Source organism: Pseudonocardia wallangbongensis (assembly GCF_054486945.1).
The window spans coordinates 32,025-50,953 of record NZ_JBRERS010000007.1; the positions used below are offsets into that span (position 1 = coordinate 32,025).

General features: G+C 72.2%; 20 protein-coding genes and 2 tRNA genes. 3 read left to right on the forward strand and 19 right to left on the reverse strand.

The genetic code is table 11. From position 1 onward, the window contains the following. Positions 1–22: 22 nt before the first annotated feature. On the reverse strand, positions 23–628 hold the full coding sequence (locus tag ACU436_RS24745) for a hypothetical protein (protein ID WP_459029181.1): 606 nt from the start codon (positions 626–628) through the stop codon (positions 23–25). A 158-nt stretch (positions 629–786) separates the two neighbouring features. Then, a complete protein-coding gene (locus tag ACU436_RS24750) occupies positions 787–1,005 on the reverse strand; it encodes a hypothetical protein (protein WP_459029183.1) in 219 nt (72 codons plus the stop codon). A gap of 332 nt (positions 1,006–1,337) precedes the next feature. Here ACU436_RS24750 and ACU436_RS24755 point away from each other — a divergent pair, with 332 nt between their 5' ends. After that, positions 1,338–1,766 (forward strand): hypothetical protein, encoded by a 429-nt coding sequence (locus ACU436_RS24755; protein ID WP_459029185.1) that lies wholly within the window; start codon positions 1,338–1,340, stop codon positions 1,764–1,766. 9 nt (positions 1,767–1,775) lie between these two features. Here the strand turns inward: ACU436_RS24755 and mobF are convergent, their stop codons facing one another. The 10 genes from mobF to ACU436_RS24805 all read right to left on the reverse strand — a co-directional run bounded on the left by mobF (position 1,776) and on the right by ACU436_RS24805 (position 12,519). Next, positions 1,776–6,206 (reverse strand): MobF family relaxase, encoded by a 4,431-nt coding sequence (mobF, locus tag ACU436_RS24760; RefSeq protein ID WP_459029187.1) that lies wholly within the window; start codon positions 6,204–6,206, stop codon positions 1,776–1,778. A gap of 253 nt (positions 6,207–6,459) precedes the next feature. Continuing rightward, entirely contained in the window at positions 6,460–7,317 is an 858-nt protein-coding gene (locus ACU436_RS24765; protein WP_459029188.1) for a hypothetical protein, read from the reverse strand. Positions 7,318–7,448: 131 nt separating this feature from the next. Then, a complete protein-coding gene (locus ACU436_RS24770) occupies positions 7,449–7,808 on the reverse strand; it encodes a hypothetical protein (protein ID WP_459029190.1) in 360 nt (119 codons plus the stop codon). A 68-nt stretch (positions 7,809–7,876) separates the two neighbouring features. Next, on the reverse strand, positions 7,877–8,623 hold the full coding sequence (locus ACU436_RS24775) for a hypothetical protein (protein WP_459029192.1): 747 nt from the start codon (positions 8,621–8,623) through the stop codon (positions 7,877–7,879). Further along, the gene (locus ACU436_RS24780; RefSeq protein ID WP_459029194.1) at positions 8,620–8,937 is read right to left on the reverse strand and encodes a hypothetical protein; all 318 of its coding nucleotides are present in this window, start codon (positions 8,935–8,937) and stop codon (positions 8,620–8,622) included. Before ACU436_RS24780 ends, ACU436_RS24775 begins: the two co-directional genes overlap by 4 nt. Next, complete coding sequence (locus tag ACU436_RS24785) at positions 8,937–10,997, reverse strand: type IV secretory system conjugative DNA transfer family protein (RefSeq protein WP_459029196.1); 2,061 nt, start codon at positions 10,995–10,997, stop codon at positions 8,937–8,939. The genes ACU436_RS24780 and ACU436_RS24785 overlap by 1 nt, the downstream gene beginning before the upstream one ends. After that, positions 10,994–11,473: a hypothetical protein gene (locus ACU436_RS24790; protein WP_459029198.1), complete on the reverse strand. Its 480-nt coding sequence runs from the start codon at positions 11,471–11,473 to the stop codon at positions 10,994–10,996. Before ACU436_RS24790 ends, ACU436_RS24785 begins: the two co-directional genes overlap by 4 nt. Next, on the reverse strand, positions 11,474–12,064 hold the full coding sequence (locus ACU436_RS24795; protein ID WP_459029200.1) for a WhiB family transcriptional regulator: 591 nt from the start codon (positions 12,062–12,064) through the stop codon (positions 11,474–11,476). Then, on the reverse strand, positions 12,061–12,282 hold the full coding sequence (locus tag ACU436_RS24800) for a hypothetical protein (protein WP_459029202.1): 222 nt from the start codon (positions 12,280–12,282) through the stop codon (positions 12,061–12,063). Before ACU436_RS24800 ends, ACU436_RS24795 begins: the two co-directional genes overlap by 4 nt. Positions 12,283–12,285: 3 nt before the next feature. Continuing rightward, a complete protein-coding gene (locus ACU436_RS24805) occupies positions 12,286–12,519 on the reverse strand; it encodes a helix-turn-helix domain-containing protein (RefSeq protein ID WP_459029203.1) in 234 nt (77 codons plus the stop codon). Between the two features lie 159 nt (positions 12,520–12,678). Here ACU436_RS24805 and ACU436_RS24810 point away from each other — a divergent pair, with 159 nt between their 5' ends. Further along, a complete protein-coding gene (locus ACU436_RS24810; RefSeq protein WP_459029205.1) occupies positions 12,679–13,035 on the forward strand; it encodes a helix-turn-helix domain-containing protein in 357 nt (118 codons plus the stop codon). A gap of 197 nt (positions 13,036–13,232) precedes the next feature. Continuing rightward, the gene (locus ACU436_RS24815; RefSeq protein ID WP_459029206.1) at positions 13,233–14,606 is read left to right on the forward strand and encodes a hypothetical protein; all 1,374 of its coding nucleotides are present in this window, start codon (positions 13,233–13,235) and stop codon (positions 14,604–14,606) included. Here the strand turns inward: ACU436_RS24815 and cutA are convergent. The 7 genes from cutA to ACU436_RS24850 form a co-directional block, all read right to left on the reverse strand. Further along, positions 14,544–14,882 carry a divalent cation tolerance protein CutA gene (gene cutA / locus ACU436_RS24820; protein WP_459029207.1) on the reverse strand — a complete coding sequence of 113 codons (339 nt, stop codon included), beginning with the start codon at positions 14,880–14,882 and terminating at the stop codon, positions 14,544–14,546. The genes ACU436_RS24815 and cutA overlap by 63 nt on opposite strands. Positions 14,883–14,952: 70 nt before the next feature. Then, positions 14,953–15,882 (reverse strand): abortive infection family protein, encoded by a 930-nt coding sequence (locus ACU436_RS24825; protein ID WP_459029209.1) that lies wholly within the window; start codon positions 15,880–15,882, stop codon positions 14,953–14,955. Continuing rightward, positions 15,879–17,450, reverse strand: a complete 1,572-nt coding sequence (locus tag ACU436_RS24830; protein WP_459029210.1) for a tyrosine-type recombinase/integrase — start codon at positions 17,448–17,450, stop codon at positions 15,879–15,881. The genes ACU436_RS24825 and ACU436_RS24830 overlap by 4 nt, the downstream gene beginning before the upstream one ends. Before the next feature lie 90 nt (positions 17,451–17,540). After that, positions 17,541–17,613: transfer RNA gene (locus ACU436_RS24835), tRNA-Ala, on the reverse strand. A 50-nt stretch (positions 17,614–17,663) separates the two neighbouring features. Continuing rightward, complete coding sequence (locus ACU436_RS24840; protein ID WP_459029212.1) at positions 17,664–17,783, reverse strand: DLW-39 family protein; 120 nt, start codon at positions 17,781–17,783, stop codon at positions 17,664–17,666. 44 nt (positions 17,784–17,827) lie between these two features. Beyond that, a tRNA-Ile gene (locus ACU436_RS24845) sits at positions 17,828–17,901 on the reverse strand. 63 nt (positions 17,902–17,964) lie between these two features. Beyond that, positions 17,965–18,927 carry a DUF3566 domain-containing protein gene (locus ACU436_RS24850; protein ID WP_459029214.1) on the reverse strand — a complete coding sequence of 321 codons (963 nt, stop codon included), beginning with the start codon at positions 18,925–18,927 and terminating at the stop codon, positions 17,965–17,967. Between the last annotated feature and the right edge of the window lie 2 nt (positions 18,928–18,929).

An 18,929-nucleotide genomic window follows, 5' to 3' on the forward strand; every position in this document is an offset into this window, starting at 1 on the left:
GGTGGCCGGGGAGGATCTCAGTTCACTCCTCCTCGCCGCGCTCGCCGTTCGGGTTCTCGTCGGGTAAGTCGGGCCTGAAGTCGGACCCGCAAACCCCGCACGAGATCGCGCCCGCAGCCAGCACGGTCGGGGAGACCCGGATGCGGCGGCCGCACTCGCACACGCACGGCGGCGGACTCGGCTTCTTCGTCCTTCCGCCGTCGGCGATCTCCACCGACCGGTGCAGCCACAGCGCCCGCCCCAACTCGGCGATCACCTCGGCATAGGCGTCGCGCGTCCCGGCAGGGATGGTGGTCGGGGACCAGCCGATGCGCGAGTCCTTGGCGACCTCGATCCCGAGTTCCTCGGCCAGCGCCTTGAACCGCGCGTTGTGCCAGCGCCCCTGCCGGGAGGTGTCCTTGATCCCACGGACGTGAGCAAGTGCGTGGGCGGCCTCGTGCAGCAGCGTCCCGAGCACGTCGGCCGGTCCGCGGGCGACGCCCTCGCCACCAACGAACACCTCCGGCAGCCGCGCCCCGCCCGCCGTCGCGCTGTCCTGCACAGCGTCACGTTGGTCGGCGTTGTTCCAGCGCATCGCTGCGAAGTGCCCCAGCTTCAACACGCCGCCGATCGACCCCGCGCCGAGCACGACGACAACTCGGGGCACCTCCGGGTGGCGGGTTCGGATCGCCGCCCACGCCCCTTCCAGCGCGGCCACCATCGGCGCACTGATGGGTTCGCCGCTCTCCCCTGCCACCATTGACACGGACGCGTCAACTCCCGGCGCTGCTTCGACGCCTTGGGCGGTCACCGGGCCAACTCCACCGGCTCGGCCACCTCGCTGGCGACGGTGCGGCACAGCGCCGTCCGGTCCGGGTGGGAGAACTGCGCCACCGGGAGGCCGTCGCGGACCAGCCAGAACGCCGGAGGCACCCCGATCGCCCGGTCACCGCAGCCAGGGCAGATCAGGTCTTCAGGGTCGACGAAGCGCCGAACCGTCGTGCTTGTCGCGGTGCTGGTGCCCATGCTGGCCTCCCGAAACGCATAGGGCCTGGTGGCCCGTCCCCTTGGGGTGGCGGGGCGCTGTTCCCCCGCCGCCGCAAGGCGTCCCACCACGGCCGTGGAGGCTCGCGGTCAAGGGCAGCCCGAAGGGCTGTCGCGTAGCGACGCGCAGCGCCCTTGACCGTGAGGTCGGCCGTGGTAAGCCAAGGGCCGCCAGGCCCCGCCGCAGGCGGTCCGCCAGGGCAGTTCCTCGGCCCGCGCGGCCTTGAGCGCAGACCGGCACCGGGCAGATCCGGCGGGCTGGTGACCTGCTTGGACGTCGCAAACCGTCGGTGGTGCGTGCAATCCTCGGCGGCATGGAGGTCACCGAGAACGACATCGCGCGCATCCCGGTGGGCAACCTCCGCGTGCCCCGGGCGGAGTTCGCCGCGGTGTGGGCGGCCGCCGAGCGGCTCAACCAGGAGCAGGCCGCGCGGGGTGTCACGGACTGGTACGCCGGTGGCGTCGTGGTGACCTGTCGATGGATCGCCGGCGCGGTCGTTCCCGCTCGCAACGGTGGCCGCCGCCTTGCCTACTCCCCGGTGTCGAACCGGACGGTGACGGCGTACGAGGAGCTGATTGAGGCCGAGTACTTGGCCGCGGAGATGCTGGACGTCCGGCGCCCTGAGTTGCTGCGGGCGCGGCCGGGCTGGTGTGACGCCGTCCGGGCAACGCTGCGATGGGCGTGGCGGCACGCCGGCTCGGCGCCGCTGGAGGTGGCCGCCGCAGCGCCGGCCCGGGGCTGAGGCCACTCCTCACGACGCGACCGGCTGGTCGGCGGGCTCGTCTCCGGCGACGTCCTCGTCGGCGTCGGCGGTCTCGGCGGCCTGGTCGTCGGAGTGCCAGCGGGTCAGCTCCTCGGCGCGGTGCTCGGCGGCTTCCTGCGCGTCCGCGGCGTCGCGGGCGCGCATCTCGACCAGCGCGCGGTTCGCGCGCTGGATCGCATCGGAGGTCTCCGCCGCCGACGGGACGCGCACGACGTCCTCCTCGACCTGCACGGGTTCCTCGGCGGCGATCTCGCGCAGGTCGCGGTCGGGGACCTCGGGCTGCGCATGACGGGGCTCGTCGGGCTGGTCGTCGAGGGTGTCCTCATCGGCGCGGTCAATGACGTCAGAGTCGCGGACGTCGGTCTCGGTGATGTCGCGGTGTGGCTCGTCCTGGGCGAGCGCGGCGCGGTGCGCGGCGAGCCATTCCTCGGCGGTGACCTGCTGCTCGGGTTCGGTGTCGTCGACGTGCCGGGCGGCGAGTTCGGCCTTCGCGCGCTCGGCGGCGGCGCGGGTGCCCGCGGTGTGGGCGAGCCAGTGGGCGCGCGCGTCGTCGAGATGCTGTAGCACGGCAGCGCGGGCGTCGAGGGTGTCGGCGAGGGCGTGGGCCTGTGCGGCTTCGGCGCGGAGGCGTTCTTGCTCGGCGGGTTCGGCTGCGGTGTCGCCCTCGGCGATACGGAGGGCGGCGGTCTGCCGGTAGGCGGCGGCCGCTTGGTGGGTGCCGGCGAGTTCGTTTCCGACGTAGCGGGGCGCCCACGCGGCTTCGCGCTCGTGCGCGCGGACCCGTACGCGCAGCTGTCCGTCGGACAGTTCCAGCTCCTCCCGGTCGATCTCCGGTCGGCCGAGGGTGCGCCACGCTGCGCGGTAGGCGGCGTACTGCTCGACCTGTCCGGGTTTCGGGGCCGGGCCGAGCGCGTCGTCGGCGTCGGTGTGGTCGGCGAGCTCACGAACCGCGGCAACTGCTCCGGCCTGGCGTTCCCACGCGCTGCGTTCCTCGCTGTCAGTGGGGATGGGGCCGAACGCCTCGATGGCCCACGGCGCCGCCTGCTCGGCGGCCTCGCGGCCCAGCTCGGCCGCCCGCTGGTCGGCAGCGTCGGCGAGCGTGTCGAGGTAGTCGCGCCACTCGGGGTTGTCGACGGTCGGTTTCCAGTCGGTGAAGGTCTCGCCGAGCGGGTCGAGCCGGTCGCGGTACTCGTGGCGGATGCGGCTGTAGACGACGTTCGACAGGTTGCGGGCCCCGTCGAACTGCCGGCCCGCGACGGCGTCGTGCAGGACCTGGTGCGGGTCGTGGCCGGCGAGCTCGGCGCGGCGCAAGATGCGGGTCAGGGACGCGGCACCGTCCTCGGCAGCGATCCGCGCCCGTTCATCCGGGCGGATCACTCCAGCATCTGCGAGCTGGTCGAGCCAGGTCGCGGTGCGCTCGGTCGCGGCGAGCTGGCTGGCGTCGGCAAGCAGCTCCGCGGCGGTACGCACGGTCCCGGCCTGCGCGGCGGCCGCGGTGGCCGTCGCGACCGCGGAGCGGTTCGCGGCGTCGGCCTGCTCGGTGGTGTCGAGCGCCCGGGCGAGCACCGCGACCGGGTCGCGGTGCAGCGTGTGCGTCTCCTGCTGGCCCTGGGCGGGGTCGTCGACCCCGGTGAGGGTGGCGACGTGCGCGGTGTTGACCTCCCGGCCGCGGGACATTCCCACATACAGCCCGGCCGGCCCGGTCCGGCTCGTGACGACGGTGTGGGTGGTATCGACGGTGGTGCCCTGCGCGGCGTGCACCGTCGAGGCGTAGCCGAGTGCCAGGTGTTCGGCGACGTAGGAGGGCGGGAGCACCAGTCGTTCGCCGAGCACATCGCCGTCCGGGGTGCGGCCCTCGACGACGGCGACCTCGAGGGCGCCGTCGGGCCGGACGGCCTGGACGCGGTAGTGCTCGCGGTTGATCGCGTGCCGGCGGTTGCCCTCGTACCCGGCGATGCTCCAGTCGAGCTTGCGCGCTTCCACGAGATCGCCGACGCCGGCGACGGTGCCCTGCAGGCCGAGCGCCACCCCCGACTCCTGCACCTGGCCGAGCCGGACCAGTTCGGCCCGGATCTGTGCGGAGACGCTGGCGGCCTGCTCGTTGGTGTCCACGATCAGCAGCGACCGCCGTCCGGCGAGGGTGTCGCCCAGCCACGCCCGCGCCGCGGACGCCTCGGCGTCCTCGGCGGTGCCGGAGCCGAGCAGGCGGCCGTGCTGGTGGTAGGTGCGCAGCACCGTCTCGTCCCCGGCCCGTAGCCGCAGCGACGCCTCCCGCTCCCACTCGTGGGTGAAGCGGCGGGCCTCGGCCAGTTCATACCGTGCGCCGGACGCGGCGATGAGGTCCATTCCGCCGCCGGCGCCCACCGCGGCGAGCTGCTTGTGGTCCCCGACGAGCAGCAGCTTCGCCCCGGCGGCGTCGACGTGCCGGTGGATCGCGGCGAGGGCGGCGGTGTCGGTCATCGCGGACTCGTCGACCACGACGAGATCGTCGGCGTGCAGCCGCAACGTCTCGTCGCCCTCGACCGGTCGCGGGCCGCCCGCGGCCGCCCCGGCGGCGAGCCGCTCCTGCGCGGCCAGCCAGGCCGCCACGTTGCGCGCGGTGAGGCCCTCAGCGGTGAGGACCTCGGTCGCGATCTGCGAGGTCGCGAGCCCGAACACCCGCCGCGGCAGTGGCCCGCCTGTGGTGTTCGGGTCGGCCCAGCCGCGGGCGATCGTCCCGACCACATAGGACTTGCCGGTCCCGGCCGGTCCGACGAGGGTCTCGACCTTTGCGCCGGAGGTCAGTACGCCGCGCACGGCGGTGGCCTGGTCGACGCCGAGCTCGATACCGGACTCGGCGAGTCCGGCGAGGAACCGCTGCGCCACCTCCCGCGGCAGCGCGGCCGCGCCGCCGGCGGTGCTGGCGGCGACCAGCGCGCGCTCGGTGCGCACCTGCTCCGGCGTCGCGAACAGCCGCGCGCCGGGCGCCTCGTAGGCCGAGCGGCCATTCGCCAACCGCAGAGAGTCGGGCAAATGCTCGTCGCCGGGACGGGGCGCATCCAGCGGGGTCGCGTAGGTGATCGCCTCGGCGGCGAGCTGGTCCAGCAACGCGGCGACATCGGCACCGTCGGGGGTGCCGAGATGGTCGGGCAGTGCGGCGTTGAGAGCGCGGATCAGGTCGGACTCGGTCCAGCCGGCCTTGCTGGCCTGGACCTCGGCCAGCGCGGTTTCGATCACCGCCTGCGGCGACCACGACTGCGCCGCCGGCGCCTGCTCACGCGCGGCGAGCGCGGCCGCTACGACGCCGCCCAAGCCGCCGTTGATGTCGGCGCGCAGCCGCGCGTCGATGCGGTCGAGAAGTTGCTCGCGGGACTCCCCGTCGTGCGTCTTCGCCCGCCGGGTCATCAGCGTGGCCTGCTGGGACAACCGGTCGCGCTCCAGCCCGTTGGGGGCGCGGCCGTGCCGGGTCTCGAACGCGGCGATCAGCTCGGCAGCCTTGGCCGTGACCGCGTGCCGCCGCGTCGAGATCAGGCTCATCGCCTCCGGGGACACGCCGATGATCTCGCGGGCCTTCCCGTCCGGGCGGGTCGCGACCAGCATCCCGATCCCGTGCGTGATCCGCTCCTCGGTGGTGCGCTCCGCGACCGCCGCCGCGGCGGCCCTCCACTTGTGCATCGCCCGCGAGTCCAGGGTGCGCCACTGCCCGTCCGGGCCCTGCACCCGGTTGAGGATCGCGTTGTGGATGTGCAACTGCGGGTCGTGGTCACGGCTGTCGTGCTGGAAGAACGACGCCACCGTCCAGTCGTGCGCGTCGACGAACCGGCCCGCCGCGCCGCCATGGTGCCCGACCCTCGAGTACCCGGCCTTCTCCGACACGTACGCCAGCCCGGCATTGTCGCCCGCCCAGATCGCGCCCTCCACGGCCTGGCGGTACTGCCCCCACGCCCTCGCCGATTCCTCGTCGCCGACGCTGCGGGCCCTGACCTCCTCCGCCTCGAACGCCGTGTGGATCAGCGTCACCGACTTCTGAACGCTGAACGTCATGTCCAGGAACGCCACGTTGTGCCGGGCCGCTTTGCCCGCCTCCGTACGAAGTTCAGCCCGGCGTTCAGCCGACGCGTCCGGCTCCCGTTCAAGGGCCTGGGCGTACAACTGCTGTTCAGTCATGTACTGGCGGCCGGTGTGCCCGAGTGTCGGCACCCCCTCCCACCGGTCGGGATCGTTGAACCCCTCCGCGCGCGGGTCGAGGAACCGCTCATAGAGCGCGCGCATGTCCTGGGCGTTCACCAGCCCCGCCAGGCCGAGCTTCTCCGCCCCGGCGCCCCACCAGCGGCCCGGCGGCTCGCCGTCGGCGACCGCGCCGGTGTAGTAGTTCTCCCGCCCCGTCGCGACCTCTTTCAACAGGTACTCGGGGTTGTAGCCCGGCGAGATCCTCAGCATCCCGACCACTCCGGAACGATCATGAACTCGGTAGGTTCGTGATCAACCGGGCGGAGCGTCGGTTGCGGCCGGCCGAAGGCCGGCCCGCCCCCTCGGATCGTGATGCCTAGGTGTGAGTCTTTCGATCTTGTTGCTTGTGGCTCTCGTTCTGGCTTTGTGTACCTCCTAATGGAGTAGTGCTCGCTGGTTGCTCTGGTCGTCGTCTCGGTGCTGATGCTCGCGCTCGTAGCGATGGTCGTTCGGGTCGGGGCGTTCATGGGTGAGCGTGCTCCTCGATGGTCGGGTCGTCCTCGTGGGTGCCTGCCTCGGTGGTGGTACTGATCAGGTGCAGGGGTGTCGGCTGTTCGCGTAGGTGCTTGAGGACGGTGGCGGCGGTGCCTCGGGAGACCTGGGCGGCGGCTTCCAGTTCGGAGACCGTCGGGAGGTGGCCGTGGCGGTGGGCGTGCCGCGACGCGGCCGCCCGCGCCCGATCCCGGGCCGGGGATACAGCCGTACGGCGGTCGGGTTGTTCAGCCTGGGCCGGGGCAAGAGCCGGACGACTCGACGGGCCCGCCACCGCAGCGGAACGCTGAACAGTCCCGGCCGAGCCATGCTGAACAGGGCGGGCGCCGACCGACTGAACACCGGGCGCGGCGAGTTGTACGCGGTCAGCGTTGAACACGGGAGGCTGAACGTCCGCGGCTGGATCCGCGCCGCCCGCCACTGGCGGCTCCGGGACGGCGGACGTGTCAGCGCCGGACTCGGCGTGGCCGGTGGCGGGATGATCGGTGGCGAGCAGGTAGAGCAGGTGCGCGACGATCGCGGCCGCGATGGCCGGCCACGCGCCGACTCCGAACCGCAGCGCCGCTGACGCCTCGAACACCGGGCCGGCGGCTTCGACGCCCGCCACGGTGTGAGGCCCGGGCACGCCAACCGGCGGCGGTGCGGTGTCGCTGGCGAGGAACATCGCTTGGGCGAGTCCGGACAGTCCGGCTGCGAGCACGACCACTGACCAGGCGTAGCGGGCCGCGGACCCGGTGAGGCGGGCGCTGGCGGCGTAGGCGACGAGCGCGAGCCCGTCGGTGATCAGCGGGTAGAGCCAGGCGATCCCGGCCGGAACGCGGGCGGCCACCGCGACCTCGTAGAGGCCGTGTGCGGTCGCGACCGCGGCCCCGACCGCCACCAGCAGCCCGGCAATCCAGATCACGACCCGCATCGGCCGACCCGCCGGACGCCCACCGAGGCCGTCGGTGTGAGTCGTCATCACGCGCTCCTGCGATAGATGTCGGCAACGTCGGCGGAGGCGCGCTCGTCGGCGGCCGCATCGGCGTCGGCGGGGTGGTCATCGGTGTGCCAGCGGGTGAGCTGCTCGATCCGCTCCGCCTCGGCTACGTCGTCGCCGAAGCCGGTGGCGACGGGGCGGTCGTGGTCGCCGGTGCGCGGCGCGGGCACGACCGCGACTTCGTGGTCGGTGTCCTGCTCGTGGCGCTCCCGGGTCGAGTCCCACTCGAACGCCTGCAGCCACTGCTTGAACGTGGTGGCCCGGTAGTCCTCGTCCTGGCGGAACACGCCCTCTGCGGCCTGGAGCTGTGCTGCGCGGTTGAGCCTGTAGTCGTCGACCATGTCGCAGTGCCGACACGGCCAGACGTGCGGCCGCGTCCCCGGCCCCCCTGCCTCACGCGCTGTCCTGGTCATCGGCGCGCCCCGTTCACCACGCCCGACGCCGAGGTCGACGACTCAGGGGCGGTCGGCTCGGGAGGGGGATCGTCGCGGCGGGTGCCCCACCACTCGGCCATCACCTCCGCGTCGTCGACGCCCGGCACCGCGGCGGCGCCGGGCGGGTACTGGTCCCACTCCGGTCGGGTCAGGTGCTTCTCGCTCGAACACGACCCCGCCGAGCGCTGGATGCGGCGGACCACGCCGGGGCGCTGGCGGTCGTGCCAGTCCCCCGCCAGCTGCACCGACGCGGTCGCGCCCTGGTAGGCGGCGCACCATGCGTGCATCAGCCACAGCAGTTCCTCGACCACCTCGGGGTGGCGCATCCAGCACTCCGGCACCGCCGCCGCACCGTCGGGGTAGCGCAGGAACACCGCGTGCAGCCACGAGCACAACTCGCCCAGGACCCGCTCCACCATCTGCGGGTCGTCCGGCAGCAGCAGCCACGACGGCGCCGGGACCGGCTTCGGCCGGCGGGTGGCCGCCTGCACCGCCTCCGACAGCTGCCCGACCACCTTGCCCAGCTCCTCGGTACGGGAGCCGAGCTGCTCCACCCGACCGGCCACCTCCGGCAACGTCGCCACGGCTCGGCTCAGGTCGTGCACCTCCCGTGCCAGACCGGCCACCGCCTCCGCCCGCGCGAACCCCGCCGTGTCTTTCCCGGAACCGGTTCCGGGTGGGCGGACGCCGGCCGGGCCGGTGGGCTCCCGCTGTTCGGTCACCGTCCCCACCCGTCCCGGTCGTCGAGCTGGTCGTCGTCGAACTGGTTGTCGTCGAGCTCGGCGATGTCGGTGCCGGCGGCGGTGCGATGCGCGGCGATGCGGTCCAGGTCCTCGTCGTCCAGGCCCCAGCGGTGGACCGAGCAGCCCAGCTCGCGGGAGGTCGCGTCCAGGTAGCCGGCCACCATCGCCTGCGCTTGCGCCCGGTCGAACCCGCGCTCGACCAGCTCGCTCGACGCGTCAGCGGCGGACATCGACGGCCCCGGGTCGCGCCCGACCCGGAAGGTCAGCTCCTGGCCGTGGGTCTGGGTGGTCATCAGTTCCACCACCCGTCACCGAACGGCACGTCGGGCCGCCCGAGTTCGTCCCCGCGGCGGCCCGCGCCACGCTCGGTGGTGCCGTTCGCGCTGGCACCATTGCCGTTGCCCCTGTGCGCGGCGATCGGCGCCAGGTCGGCCATCTCGGACGCATCAGCAGGCACGATCAGCACCTCGTGGACGTCGCGGCGCCGGGCCCGGCCCGGTACCCACACGGGCAGCCGACGCCCGGTCCGAGCGGTCCAGGCACCGACAGCAGCCGCCCATCGCCGCACCGTCGCCCACGTGGCGGCCCATGCGGCGCTCGTGCGACGCCCGCACCACGCGAACGCGGCCCGGGCCGGTGCGGTGACACGTACCCACACCCGCCGGCCGGCGGCCGTGATGGCGACCAGGCGTGCCGCCGCGACCGGGTGCTCAATCGCGAAAGCGTGGGCGCGGACGTCCCAGCGCCGCCACGCCATCCGGGCCCGCCCGATCACCGGCTGCAGCCCGCGGCGGATCAGTAGCACCCGGCCGGCGGGGAGGTTCGCGATCTGCGCCGGCGGCAGCACCGGCACCCGCCGCGTCGTGCGAGAGGCGACCCGCCCGTGCATGTCCGTGGTCAGGGTCGGCTCGTCACGGTCCCCGGCCAAGGTCGACCAGAACTGCAGATCCTCCCGGTCCCGGGTGCCACCGAACACCAACACGGCGCCGCAGTTGTTCAGGATTGTCGCCGCGTCGTGGACACCCCAGCGGGCCAGCAGTTGGGCGCGGGACTGGAACGCGGCGATGATCGTGACCCCGCGCCCGCCCATATCCGCTGTCCAGCTTTCGAGGGGCACGGGGGAGATCAGCGCAGCCTCGTCCAGCGCGAGCGTCAGATTCGGGTCCAGCCGGCCCCGGCGGGAGGTGGCGGCAATCCGGCGGGCCTCCCGGGCGATGTGCCCGGTGAGCGCGCAGACCAGGGCGCCGGTCTGGGTCTCCTCCGCGCCGAGCAGGAACACCGTGGCCCGCTCCGAAAGAAGTCGCTCCACGTCGAAGCCGTGGCCGGGCTTCGCCGCCTCGGCGGCCGCCGGGTGGGACAGCCACCCCAGCGCGGGCATGATCGTGGAGGTGATCGAGCTGCGGGTGCGCTCGTTGGTCTCCAGGAACTGCGTGACGTCCTGCTCGAACGCCTGCACCCCCGACCGGCGCAGCAGCACCGGCACCGTGCGCTTGGCCTGCTCCGGCTCGGCCACCCACCCCAGCACATCGCGCATCGACTTGCCGCCGAGCGCGGCGGCGTGCAGCAGCGCGGCCAGCACCCGGCGGGCCTGACCGGTCCAGAACTCCCGGTCCCCACCCCCGCCGGCGGTGACCCCGGCGGCGAGCATGTCGATCGCCCGCTCCCCCGCCGTCACAGGGTCCGTGCAGCCGGTCAGCGGGTCGAAGGTGATCGTCGACTCCAGCCCGCCCATGCCGACGGCGTTGAACACGTAGATGGGGCCGCGCCTGGCGCGCAGCGGGCCGGTGAGCTCGTAGAGGTCGGTGCGGGTGGAGGTGACCAGGACGGCGCCGGGGGCGTCGATGATGCGCCCGGCCAGCCAGCCGGTCTTCCCGGTCCGCGGCCCACCGAAGATCATGACGACGTCCTCGATCGGCGACCACACCGTCAGCCAGCCGACCCGGCACAGTTCCAGCGCGACGTCCACCGCGGGGAGCCGCAGCCGGGCCCAGCGGCCCAGCCCGGCCAGCGACGGGCGCACCGTGCCTGCGCGGCGGCGCATGGCGTGGGCGGAGGCGTGCCGGGCGATGTCCCACGTCGACGCCACCCCGGCCTTGCGCCGGCTGCGCCCCGACCAGCGAGTCACCACCGACGCCGACCGCGACAACCGGTGCCACCCCACCACCGCCACCGCCAGCGCGGCGAGGGCGTAGGCCCACCACGGGAGTTGACGCAGCAGTGTCAACGCCGGGAACACCGCCAGGCCCGCGGCCAGCACCGCGTAGGCGCGCGACCCGCGCCGCCACAACACCGCCGCCGCAATCAGCAGCACGACGAGGATCAGCACCAGGTTGCCGAATGTCGCGGCGGTCATCGGGTCACCTCGCCCGCGTCGCTACCCTCGCCAGCACCGTCGATCGGGCCGTCGGTGCTCTCCGTGGTGTGGTCGATGGCGATGTGGCCGACCTCGGACCAGAACCGGCCTGCGGCCTGCTCGGCGGTGGCGATCAGGTGGGCGGTCTGCGCGGCCCACGAGGAGGCGATCGCGACCCGCTCGCCGGGGTCGTGGCCGGGCTCGTCGTCACGCAGCACCCCGCCGACCGCCGTCGCGATGTGGCCGTAGCCGGCGACCTGCCGGGCCAGCAGCCCGCACAGCTCCTCGAGCTGACGCAGCGTCGCCACCACCTCACCGGCCACCGCGTAGAACCCCTCGTGATCCGGCAACCGCAACACCCGCTGTCCACCGACCGCGGCTTCCCACGCCTGCGACCCGGCGGCCGCTTGAGTGGTCACCCGCTCGGAGATCCGCGCGTCGCTCATCCGGCTCGCGCGCCGCTTGTTCGGGCTCATCTACCCTCGGTGTCCTTCCGCTCGTGTCCCTGCCTGGGGGTTTGTGTGGGAGATCTGGAGGGGCGCCCGGTTGCCGCCGGGCGTCCCTCCGCTCGCATCGGTCGTGCTGGTGCCGGTAGTGGTTGTGCTGGTGTGGACTGCGCGGGCCCACCGGGCCGCGGTGCGCTCGCTGACCCGGAATTGGGCCGCCGCCTCCCGCACCGAGAGCCCGGCCGCGATCGCCGCACGGCCCGCGGCCGCGACCTCCCTGGCGGTCCCGCCCGCCGGACACTGCGGAACCTGCTGGCGACGGCGGCGGGCACCGCGCCGGCGGGTCTTCTCCTGGCGGCGCTCGTGCTCGGTCATCCCGCCGGCGATCCCCTCCGCCAACGCCTCCAGCGCCCACGACAAGCACTCCGACCGGACCGGGCACCCGGCGCACACCGACTTAGCGACCGACACCTGCGCCTCGAACTCGGCGCCCTCGACCGCGGCGGGGAAGAACACCTCCGGGTCCACCGCGCGGCACGCCGCCCGGTGCCGGAAATCCCCCGACCGCACATGCCCGGCCACCGGCTCACGCCCGGCCGCTCGGGTCGTCGGCGCGCTCATCCCACGGCCTCCGACCCACCCGTGAGCGGCTCCGAGGCCTGCGACACCGAGGACACGAAGTCCGACAGCATCCCCGGCAGACCCGCCCCCGCCGGCGTGGCGATGAACAGCGCCAGCGCGATCAGCGAGAACACCACCGCCCCGCCCGCGCTCCGCGCCTTCGCGCAGATCACCGCCCCGATGACGGCGAAGAAGATCAGAACTCCGATCGTCCCCATCTCTCACACCCACCCGGCGGCGTCGACGACGGTCTGCTCGGCGGTCGCGACGTCGGCCATCGCCTCCACCGCCTTGGCCGGGACGATCAGCCGTCCCCGGATGCGCACTGCCGGGAACTCACCCGCCGCAATCGCGCGGTAGAGCGTCATCGGCGACATGCCGAGCATGGCCGCGACCTGGGCAACGCTGTAGAACTTCGGCGCCGCCGTGACCGCTTGGGGCTGGAACTTCCTCACTGGTTTCCTCCTGACTCTGGGACCACCTGAGCGCTAACTACAGTACTAATATTAGCACTCAGTTTAGCTGTCTGGTAGACGCGGGTGCAGGCAGATGGCCTGCGAAGTCGGTCTGGCGCTAACCTCAGGCCCGATATCAGCAGCTCAGGAGGCGCGCGCGTGGCGAAGGACTGGGACGCCGTCGCGGCGGCGATCAGGGCCCGAATGGCCGAGATCGACATGACGCAGGCGGATCTCGCGGCCCGCGCCGGCGTGGCACTGATGACCGTCCGCGAGCTTCAGAACAACCTCCAGCCGCGGCGTCGGAACCCGCGCACCCTGTCAGCCGTGTCCGAAGCCCTGGGCTGGCCCAGCGATCAACTGGCCCGGATCCTGGAGGGCCAGCCGGCGACCGACGTTGATCAAAACGATCCCGTGCTCGCCGAGCTGGAAGCCATCAAGGAGGACCTGACTGCGGTCTTTCGACGGCTCGACGCCATCGAGCGTCGGCTAGGAACCGACGCCGGGCCGTCCTGAGCCGCTCGACGCGCTCCAATGCGGCTTCTACATCCGCACGGAGTTCCTCAATCGCCCCCTGAGTGTCGGGAGGCCGTGGTGCACTGGAGTTCATGCCGATGACGATCGCGACTCCAGGCGAGAGAACTGAGGTCAAACGCCCGGCACGATGCGGCAGATCCCTGGCAAACTGGAGGTAGGCGGCGGGGGGACCGGCCATGAAGAGCGCGCCGTACGCCACTGACGAGCCGTGGGGTCACCGGCTCCGGCGGTGGCGCAGCGACACGATGAACTGGTCGCAGGAGGAACTCGTCCAGCACGTCGTGCGGCTCGCCTTCGAGCACAAGGAAGAGCGGGGGACGTCGTTGGACGTCCGGCTCGTCAGCCGGTGGGAGAGCGGACAGGTCCAGCGTCCCCAGGGCGTCTACCGACGACTACTCGGCCACCTCGGCGCCCCGCAACCCAACGCGCCGGCGGCTGCACGAGCGGGAACCACTCCCGTTCTGCCGGGGCATTGCCCTGTCGAGCCGGTCGACCGGTCCATAGCGTCGCCAGCGACCGGCGACGACTTCGACCTGGGAGACGGTGACCCCTCCGTGCAGCGACGGAACTTCCTCCGCGCAGGCTCCTCGCTCGCGATCTCCGGCCTGCTCGCCGCGGTCGTCGGCGACGGCGCCGGCTCGAGCAGCGCGACGCCCGATGTCGTCGACGAGCTGACCCACCGCCTCGTGAGCCTGCGGAAGCTCGACGACACCCTTGGCGGCGCGGACACGTACCGCCTGTACGCCGCGGAGGCGGAGCTAACTGGCCACCTGCTGCAAGGCGGGGCACACCGGGACGCCGTGCACCGCGGCCTCCTCGCCCTGCACGCCGAGCAGTCGCAGCAGGCCGGCTGGGCGGCGTTCGACGCCGGGTGGCAGGACGTAGCGCGCGACCACTACCGCCGCAGCCACGCCGCCGCGACGGAGGCTGGCGACGCCGGGCTCGCCGGGAACGCCCTGGCCTTCCATGCGTACCAGCTCATCGGGCTCGGACAGCCGGCCCGCACAGTCTCGGAGAAGTCGGTGCACGCCGCCGATCAGCCGGACGTCGATCCCGGCGTCCGCGCGCTTCTCTACTCACGGGCCGCCTGGACGTTCGCCCTGGACGGCGACGCGAACGCGACCGCTCGATGCCTCGGTCAAGCGGAGGACGCGCTCGCACTCGCCGATGACCGGAGGCCGGACTACGCCGCGTGGATCGACGAAACCGAACTCGCGATCATGACTGGCCGTTGCTGGAGCGAACTCCGCCGTCCACTACGGGCGGTGCCTGTGCTGGAGACGGCGCTTGCCCGCTACAGCGACGCGCACTCACGCGACAAGGCGCTTTACTCGTCCTGGTTGGCCGACTCCTACATCGACGCCGGCGAGATCGAGCAGGCGACGGAGGTCGTGCAGTCGAGCCTCATTGTCATGGGCAACGTTTCATCGGTCCGGCCGCGTGAGCGGCTGGTCAAGGTCGCCGGTCGCCTCGCGGAGCACGGCGACCTACCCGTCGTGCGAGACCTTCTCGGCAGTCACTCGCTCCACCCACTCGACGTACGCCGCTGACGCCCGGGCCAGTGGCACGGCGGTCACCTCGGGGTTGTTCCACTCGTGGTGCTCGATGACGTGCGCCTCCAGCGCGGCGTAGCGTGCTGCCGTCGTTTTGAAGGACACGACCCACTCCTCGCCCTGGCCGAACTCGCCGTTGTGCCAGAAGGCCGATGCCACGGGGCCCGCCACCTGCCCGCCTGCGGCAAGACCGGCCGCGATCGCGGACTCGGCGAGCCGCAGCCCGGCCTCACGGGTGGGAGTTGCGGTCGACACCGTCAGCACCTCGGTCATGGTCGCGAGCGTACGAGGTCGCCGAAGTGCAGCACAGCCGTGATCTCTCGGCTGTCGAACAGGCGAGAGATCAGGATTCCCCCTCCGTCGACTGCCAGGGCGCCTTCGCATCGGCGAGTGTGTCCAGCATGAGCTGGCACCACGTCAGCGCTGCGTTTACAGCGAGGTGCGCGTGGCGGTCCCGTAGCCCAACGCGCCGGCCAGCAGCTCCGTGGCCGGTGCCGTAGCCACGGTTGCGCAGTTCTGCAACACCGATCGCGATCGCCGACACGCCACCGAGAATCTTCTTCACTGCGTCGGTGCCGTCTGGGCCCGGCGTGGCCTGCGCCGGATGGAGCATGAGCGCCTGCTGCGCTTCCTTGACGAGTGCTGGCAGATCTGCTCTGTCGTCGACCGGCTGGCCTCGCTCAATCAGCACGACCTTGGCGGTGCTCTCGATCAGCTCCTTGGCACTCCCGACCGCTTGAGCCGGGTCGACTGAAATTGCTCGACGGATGCGGTTGAGATTGTCGATGATCGCTGCAGGGTCGCGCAGGTTCGCCAGCGACGCAGAGGAGATCTCTGGCGTACCACCTCGGGCTTCTAAGTCTTCCAGCTTCTCGAACGCATCAGCGAAGAAGCCGTCGATCATGTCACGACGGGCTTGCCATGAGCCGTGGCCTTCGTTGCGGCCCCAGTACGAGCGGAAGCCCGAGAAGTCGCGGAAGGGAACGCTGATCGTAACCCCAACGCGGGCACCGGTAGCGTGCAGCGCCCGTAGGACAAGGCGAATCTGAGAGTTGCTGAGCTCTTCGTTACCGGCGGTGCCATAGGCACGCAGCTCGTTGTCGGCAAGGTGGAGCAGTGCCAAGGCGGCGGTAACGTCGCTCAGCCCGTCCGCAGGACCGCGCACGAGCTGACCGACGAGTTCCTCGTTGAGCTTGGACTTCGTCGACGACGAGCCCCACGGATCAAGTGGGTCGGCCTCCTCATCGACGAATAGGACCTCCACGCCCGTCACTCAGACCCGTCCTCTCCCGTTGCCTCCGCCACGTACTTGGGCGTCGCGCGATCTCGCACAACGTCGCTCGCGCGAACCAACGCACGCCGACCTCGACTCACCTCAACGACTCCCCATGTCTGGAGCAGAGCAACGGCACGCTGTGCGGTCGCCGTCGCGACGCCGAACTCGGCGCCGAGTTGCTTGCCGGTCGGGAGCTGATCGCCGACGTTGATCGATCCCGCCACCACGCGGGCCAGTAGCTCGACAGCAACCCGCTCGTACGGACTGCGCGGATCGGTTCGAGCACGCTCAGCGTCGTTCGTGGTGGCCGGCGTCGGGCGAGCCGGGAGACGGTCTGCAAGCCCCTGCGCCGCGCGCTGGTCGGCCTCGGCCACCCACGCTGCATACACCCGCAACGTGGTGGTCCCGCCGCCACCGTGACCGAGCCGACCCGCGACGGTACGCACGTCGACGCCGGCGGCGATCAGCTCTGTCGCCGAGTAGTGCCGCAGGTTGTGCAGGTGCGTGTCGATCCCGAGCCGATCCGCCATTCGCCCGTACCGCTGTGTAACCGACGATGGCTTGAGGCTGGTTGAGCCGTCCGGCGAGTTCGAGAACACGAAGGCATCGGGCGACACCTCGAGTCCGAGCGCGGCCATGCGCGCTTCCCATCGCTGGCGGTGCTCGATGAGCGCGGCGACGGTGCCCGGATCGATCGTGACGTGCCTGCGCTGGTGGGTCTTGGTGTCCTTCTCCTCGGTGTCGTTGCCGTCCTGGGCAATGGCCCGACGGACGGTGACGACGGCGCGTTCGAGGTCGACGTGCCGCCAACGCAACGCACACAGCTCGCCGCGGCGAGCACCGCTGACCATCGTGAGCCAGACGAGCATCCCCCAGTCCGGATCGACCCGGAACGACTCGGCGATCAAGCGGGCTGCCTCGTCAGGTGTCGGCGGCTGCGGGTCAGGCGACGGCACCGGGGGCGGCTCGGCCTGGTCCATCGGGCTCGCCCCCACCCACCTCCAGCGAACGGCCCGTTTGTAGGCCCCGCTGAGGATGTAGTGGATCTTCCGGATCGTCGCGTTGCCCAGCGGCTTGCAGCGGTGCGGGCCGCACCGGTGGTCGCACTCGTGCGCCATCGGGGTGCGGTGGTCGATCTGCTTCCGATGGGTGCAGTGGTCCCGGCAGCGCCGCATCTCCGCGTAGAGCGAGTCAAGGATGTCGGCGTCGAGGTCGCCGACCTTCCGCTTGCCGATGAACGGTCGAACGTGCTTGTCCACGTACTCGCGGTAGCCCGTGACGGTGCGCTTGCCGCCCTGGTGCTGGTCGAGGTAGCGGTCGAGCAGCTGATCAACGGTCGCCGACGTGCGCGGGCTGCGTCGCTGCCTCACCTCGTCGACGAACCGCCGACGCACCTCGTCGGCCCGATCCCACGCCTTCGGACCAGCCGGGATCACCTCGACCAGGTCGTGACGGCGCTTCGTGATCGGGTCAGTGCCGGCGTAGACGCGCACGCGCAGGGCGCCGCTCGGGAGCTCGTCGATGCTTCCCCGCTCACGCTTACGCGGGTTCGTCGCCCTCGCCACGAGCCGCAGGATACGCGACTTGCGTCACGTCCGGTGTCATGCTGACCTAGCGACCGGGCTCTCGCCCGTTGTTTCTGCTGGTCAGATCGGTGGAGACGAGGGGAATCGAACCCCTAACCCCCGCCTTGCAAAGGCGGTGCTCTGCCAATTGAGCTACGTCCCCTGGCTGAGGGGGGACGTTACCCGCTCAGCGGCGGGCGTTGCTGCCCGGGTTCAGTTGTTGGTCGCCTCGTGCCACAGGTCGGTCTCGCGGGAGGCGCGCACCTTGGAGAAGATGAACGCACCAGCGGCGAGGGCGACGGCAACAGCGATGAGCTTCTTCACGAGGGTCACGTCCTAACTTGTCCCGAAGGATGTCCGGAGTGGAGCTCGGGGAGTGGGCCCAGCTGGATTTGAACCAGCGACCTCGTCGTTATCAGCGACGCGCTCTAACCAACTGAGCTATGGGCCCGTGCGACCGGGGACGAGGCTACCGCAGCACCCCCGGTCACCTTCAACCGGATACCCCCTCGTGTCAGTCCCGCTCGGAGAGGGTGACCTCGATGCCGCCGACCAGGTCGGCCGACACGTTGTAGACGAACGCGCCGACCGTGACGGCCACGGCGAAGAGCAGGCTGTTGATCGCCCCGATCACCGCGGCGAAGCCGAACACCCGGCCCGCGCTGATCAACGGGCTGCCGGTGGGTGTGTCTCCGGACACCAGGTCGGCGTAGGTGCCGTTGAGCCGGTCCCACACCCCCATGCCGTCCAGCGCGCCGTAGAGCACGCCGACCGCCACCAGCCAGATGAAGAACAGCACGACGGCCAGCACGAGGCCCAGCTTCAGGGCCGACCACGGGTCGAGCCTCTTGAGCTGGAGCGCGGCCTGCCGGGGTGGCCGGTTGCGCATCGACCGCACGCTGGACCAGCTGCCGGTGTCGGCCGCGGAACCCGAGCCGCCGCGCTCCTCGTCGAACCGCACGGGCGGCTCGAGGAACGCGGTCGGCCCCTCGTCGAGCAGGCTGCCGCCGCCCGAGGGCCCGGGAGCGGGTTCCGGCGCCGGCTCCGGGGCGCCGCCACCCGCCGACATCCGGTGCCACGGCGGCGGGGCCGCCGCTTCCGGCCCCGGGCCGGGCATCGGGCCGGGCGCGGGCTCCGGATCGGGCGGGCGCGGTGTGGGAGTGGGAGTGGGAGTGGGCGCCGCCTGGGCCTCCGGGGTGGGCGGGCCCGGGGCGGCACCGGGCACCTCCCCCAGGTGCTGGGGCACCTGCAGGTGCGTCGTCGGCGCATCCGCTCCGGTGGGATCGACCGGCCGTTCGGCGGCGGCCACCTCCTCGGCCTGCGCAGGGGCGGACCCGTTCGTCCCGGCGGCGCCGCCGGGACGGGCGGGTGCGGCGCCCGCTGCTCCGTTCGCCTGCTGCGGGATCGCCGCCTGCTCGCCGGTGGCCACGCGGCCGCGACCGTCGGGCTCGTCCGGTGTGCTCGTCGTGTCGTTCACGA

Excerpts from the sequence above, each read along its gene's own strand:
- ACU436_RS24750 (WP_459029183.1), bottom strand. The coding sequence starts at position 1,005 with ATGGGCACCAGCACCGCGACAAGCACGACGGTTCGGCGCTTCGTCGAC.
- ACU436_RS24755 (WP_459029185.1), top strand. The coding sequence starts at position 1,338 with ATGGAGGTCACCGAGAACGACATCGCGCGCATCCCGGTGGGCAACCTC.
- mobF (WP_459029187.1), bottom strand. The coding sequence starts at position 6,206 with ATGCTGAGGATCTCGCCGGGCTACAACCCCGAGTACCTGTTGAAAGAG.
- ACU436_RS24770 (WP_459029190.1), bottom strand. The coding sequence starts at position 7,808 with ATGGTCGACGACTACAGGCTCAACCGCGCAGCACAGCTCCAGGCCGCA.
- ACU436_RS24780 (WP_459029194.1), bottom strand. The coding sequence starts at position 8,937 with ATGACCACCCAGACCCACGGCCAGGAGCTGACCTTCCGGGTCGGGCGC.
- ACU436_RS24785 (WP_459029196.1), bottom strand. The coding sequence starts at position 10,997 with ATGACCGCCGCGACATTCGGCAACCTGGTGCTGATCCTCGTCGTGCTG.
- ACU436_RS24790 (WP_459029198.1), bottom strand. The coding sequence starts at position 11,473 with ATGAGCCCGAACAAGCGGCGCGCGAGCCGGATGAGCGACGCGCGGATC.
- ACU436_RS24795 (WP_459029200.1), bottom strand. The coding sequence starts at position 12,064 with ATGAGCGCGCCGACGACCCGAGCGGCCGGGCGTGAGCCGGTGGCCGGG.
- ACU436_RS24800 (WP_459029202.1), bottom strand. The coding sequence starts at position 12,282 with ATGGGGACGATCGGAGTTCTGATCTTCTTCGCCGTCATCGGGGCGGTG.
- ACU436_RS24815 (WP_459029206.1), top strand. The coding sequence starts at position 13,233 with ATGAAGAGCGCGCCGTACGCCACTGACGAGCCGTGGGGTCACCGGCTC.
- cutA (WP_459029207.1), bottom strand. The coding sequence starts at position 14,882 with ATGACCGAGGTGCTGACGGTGTCGACCGCAACTCCCACCCGTGAGGCC.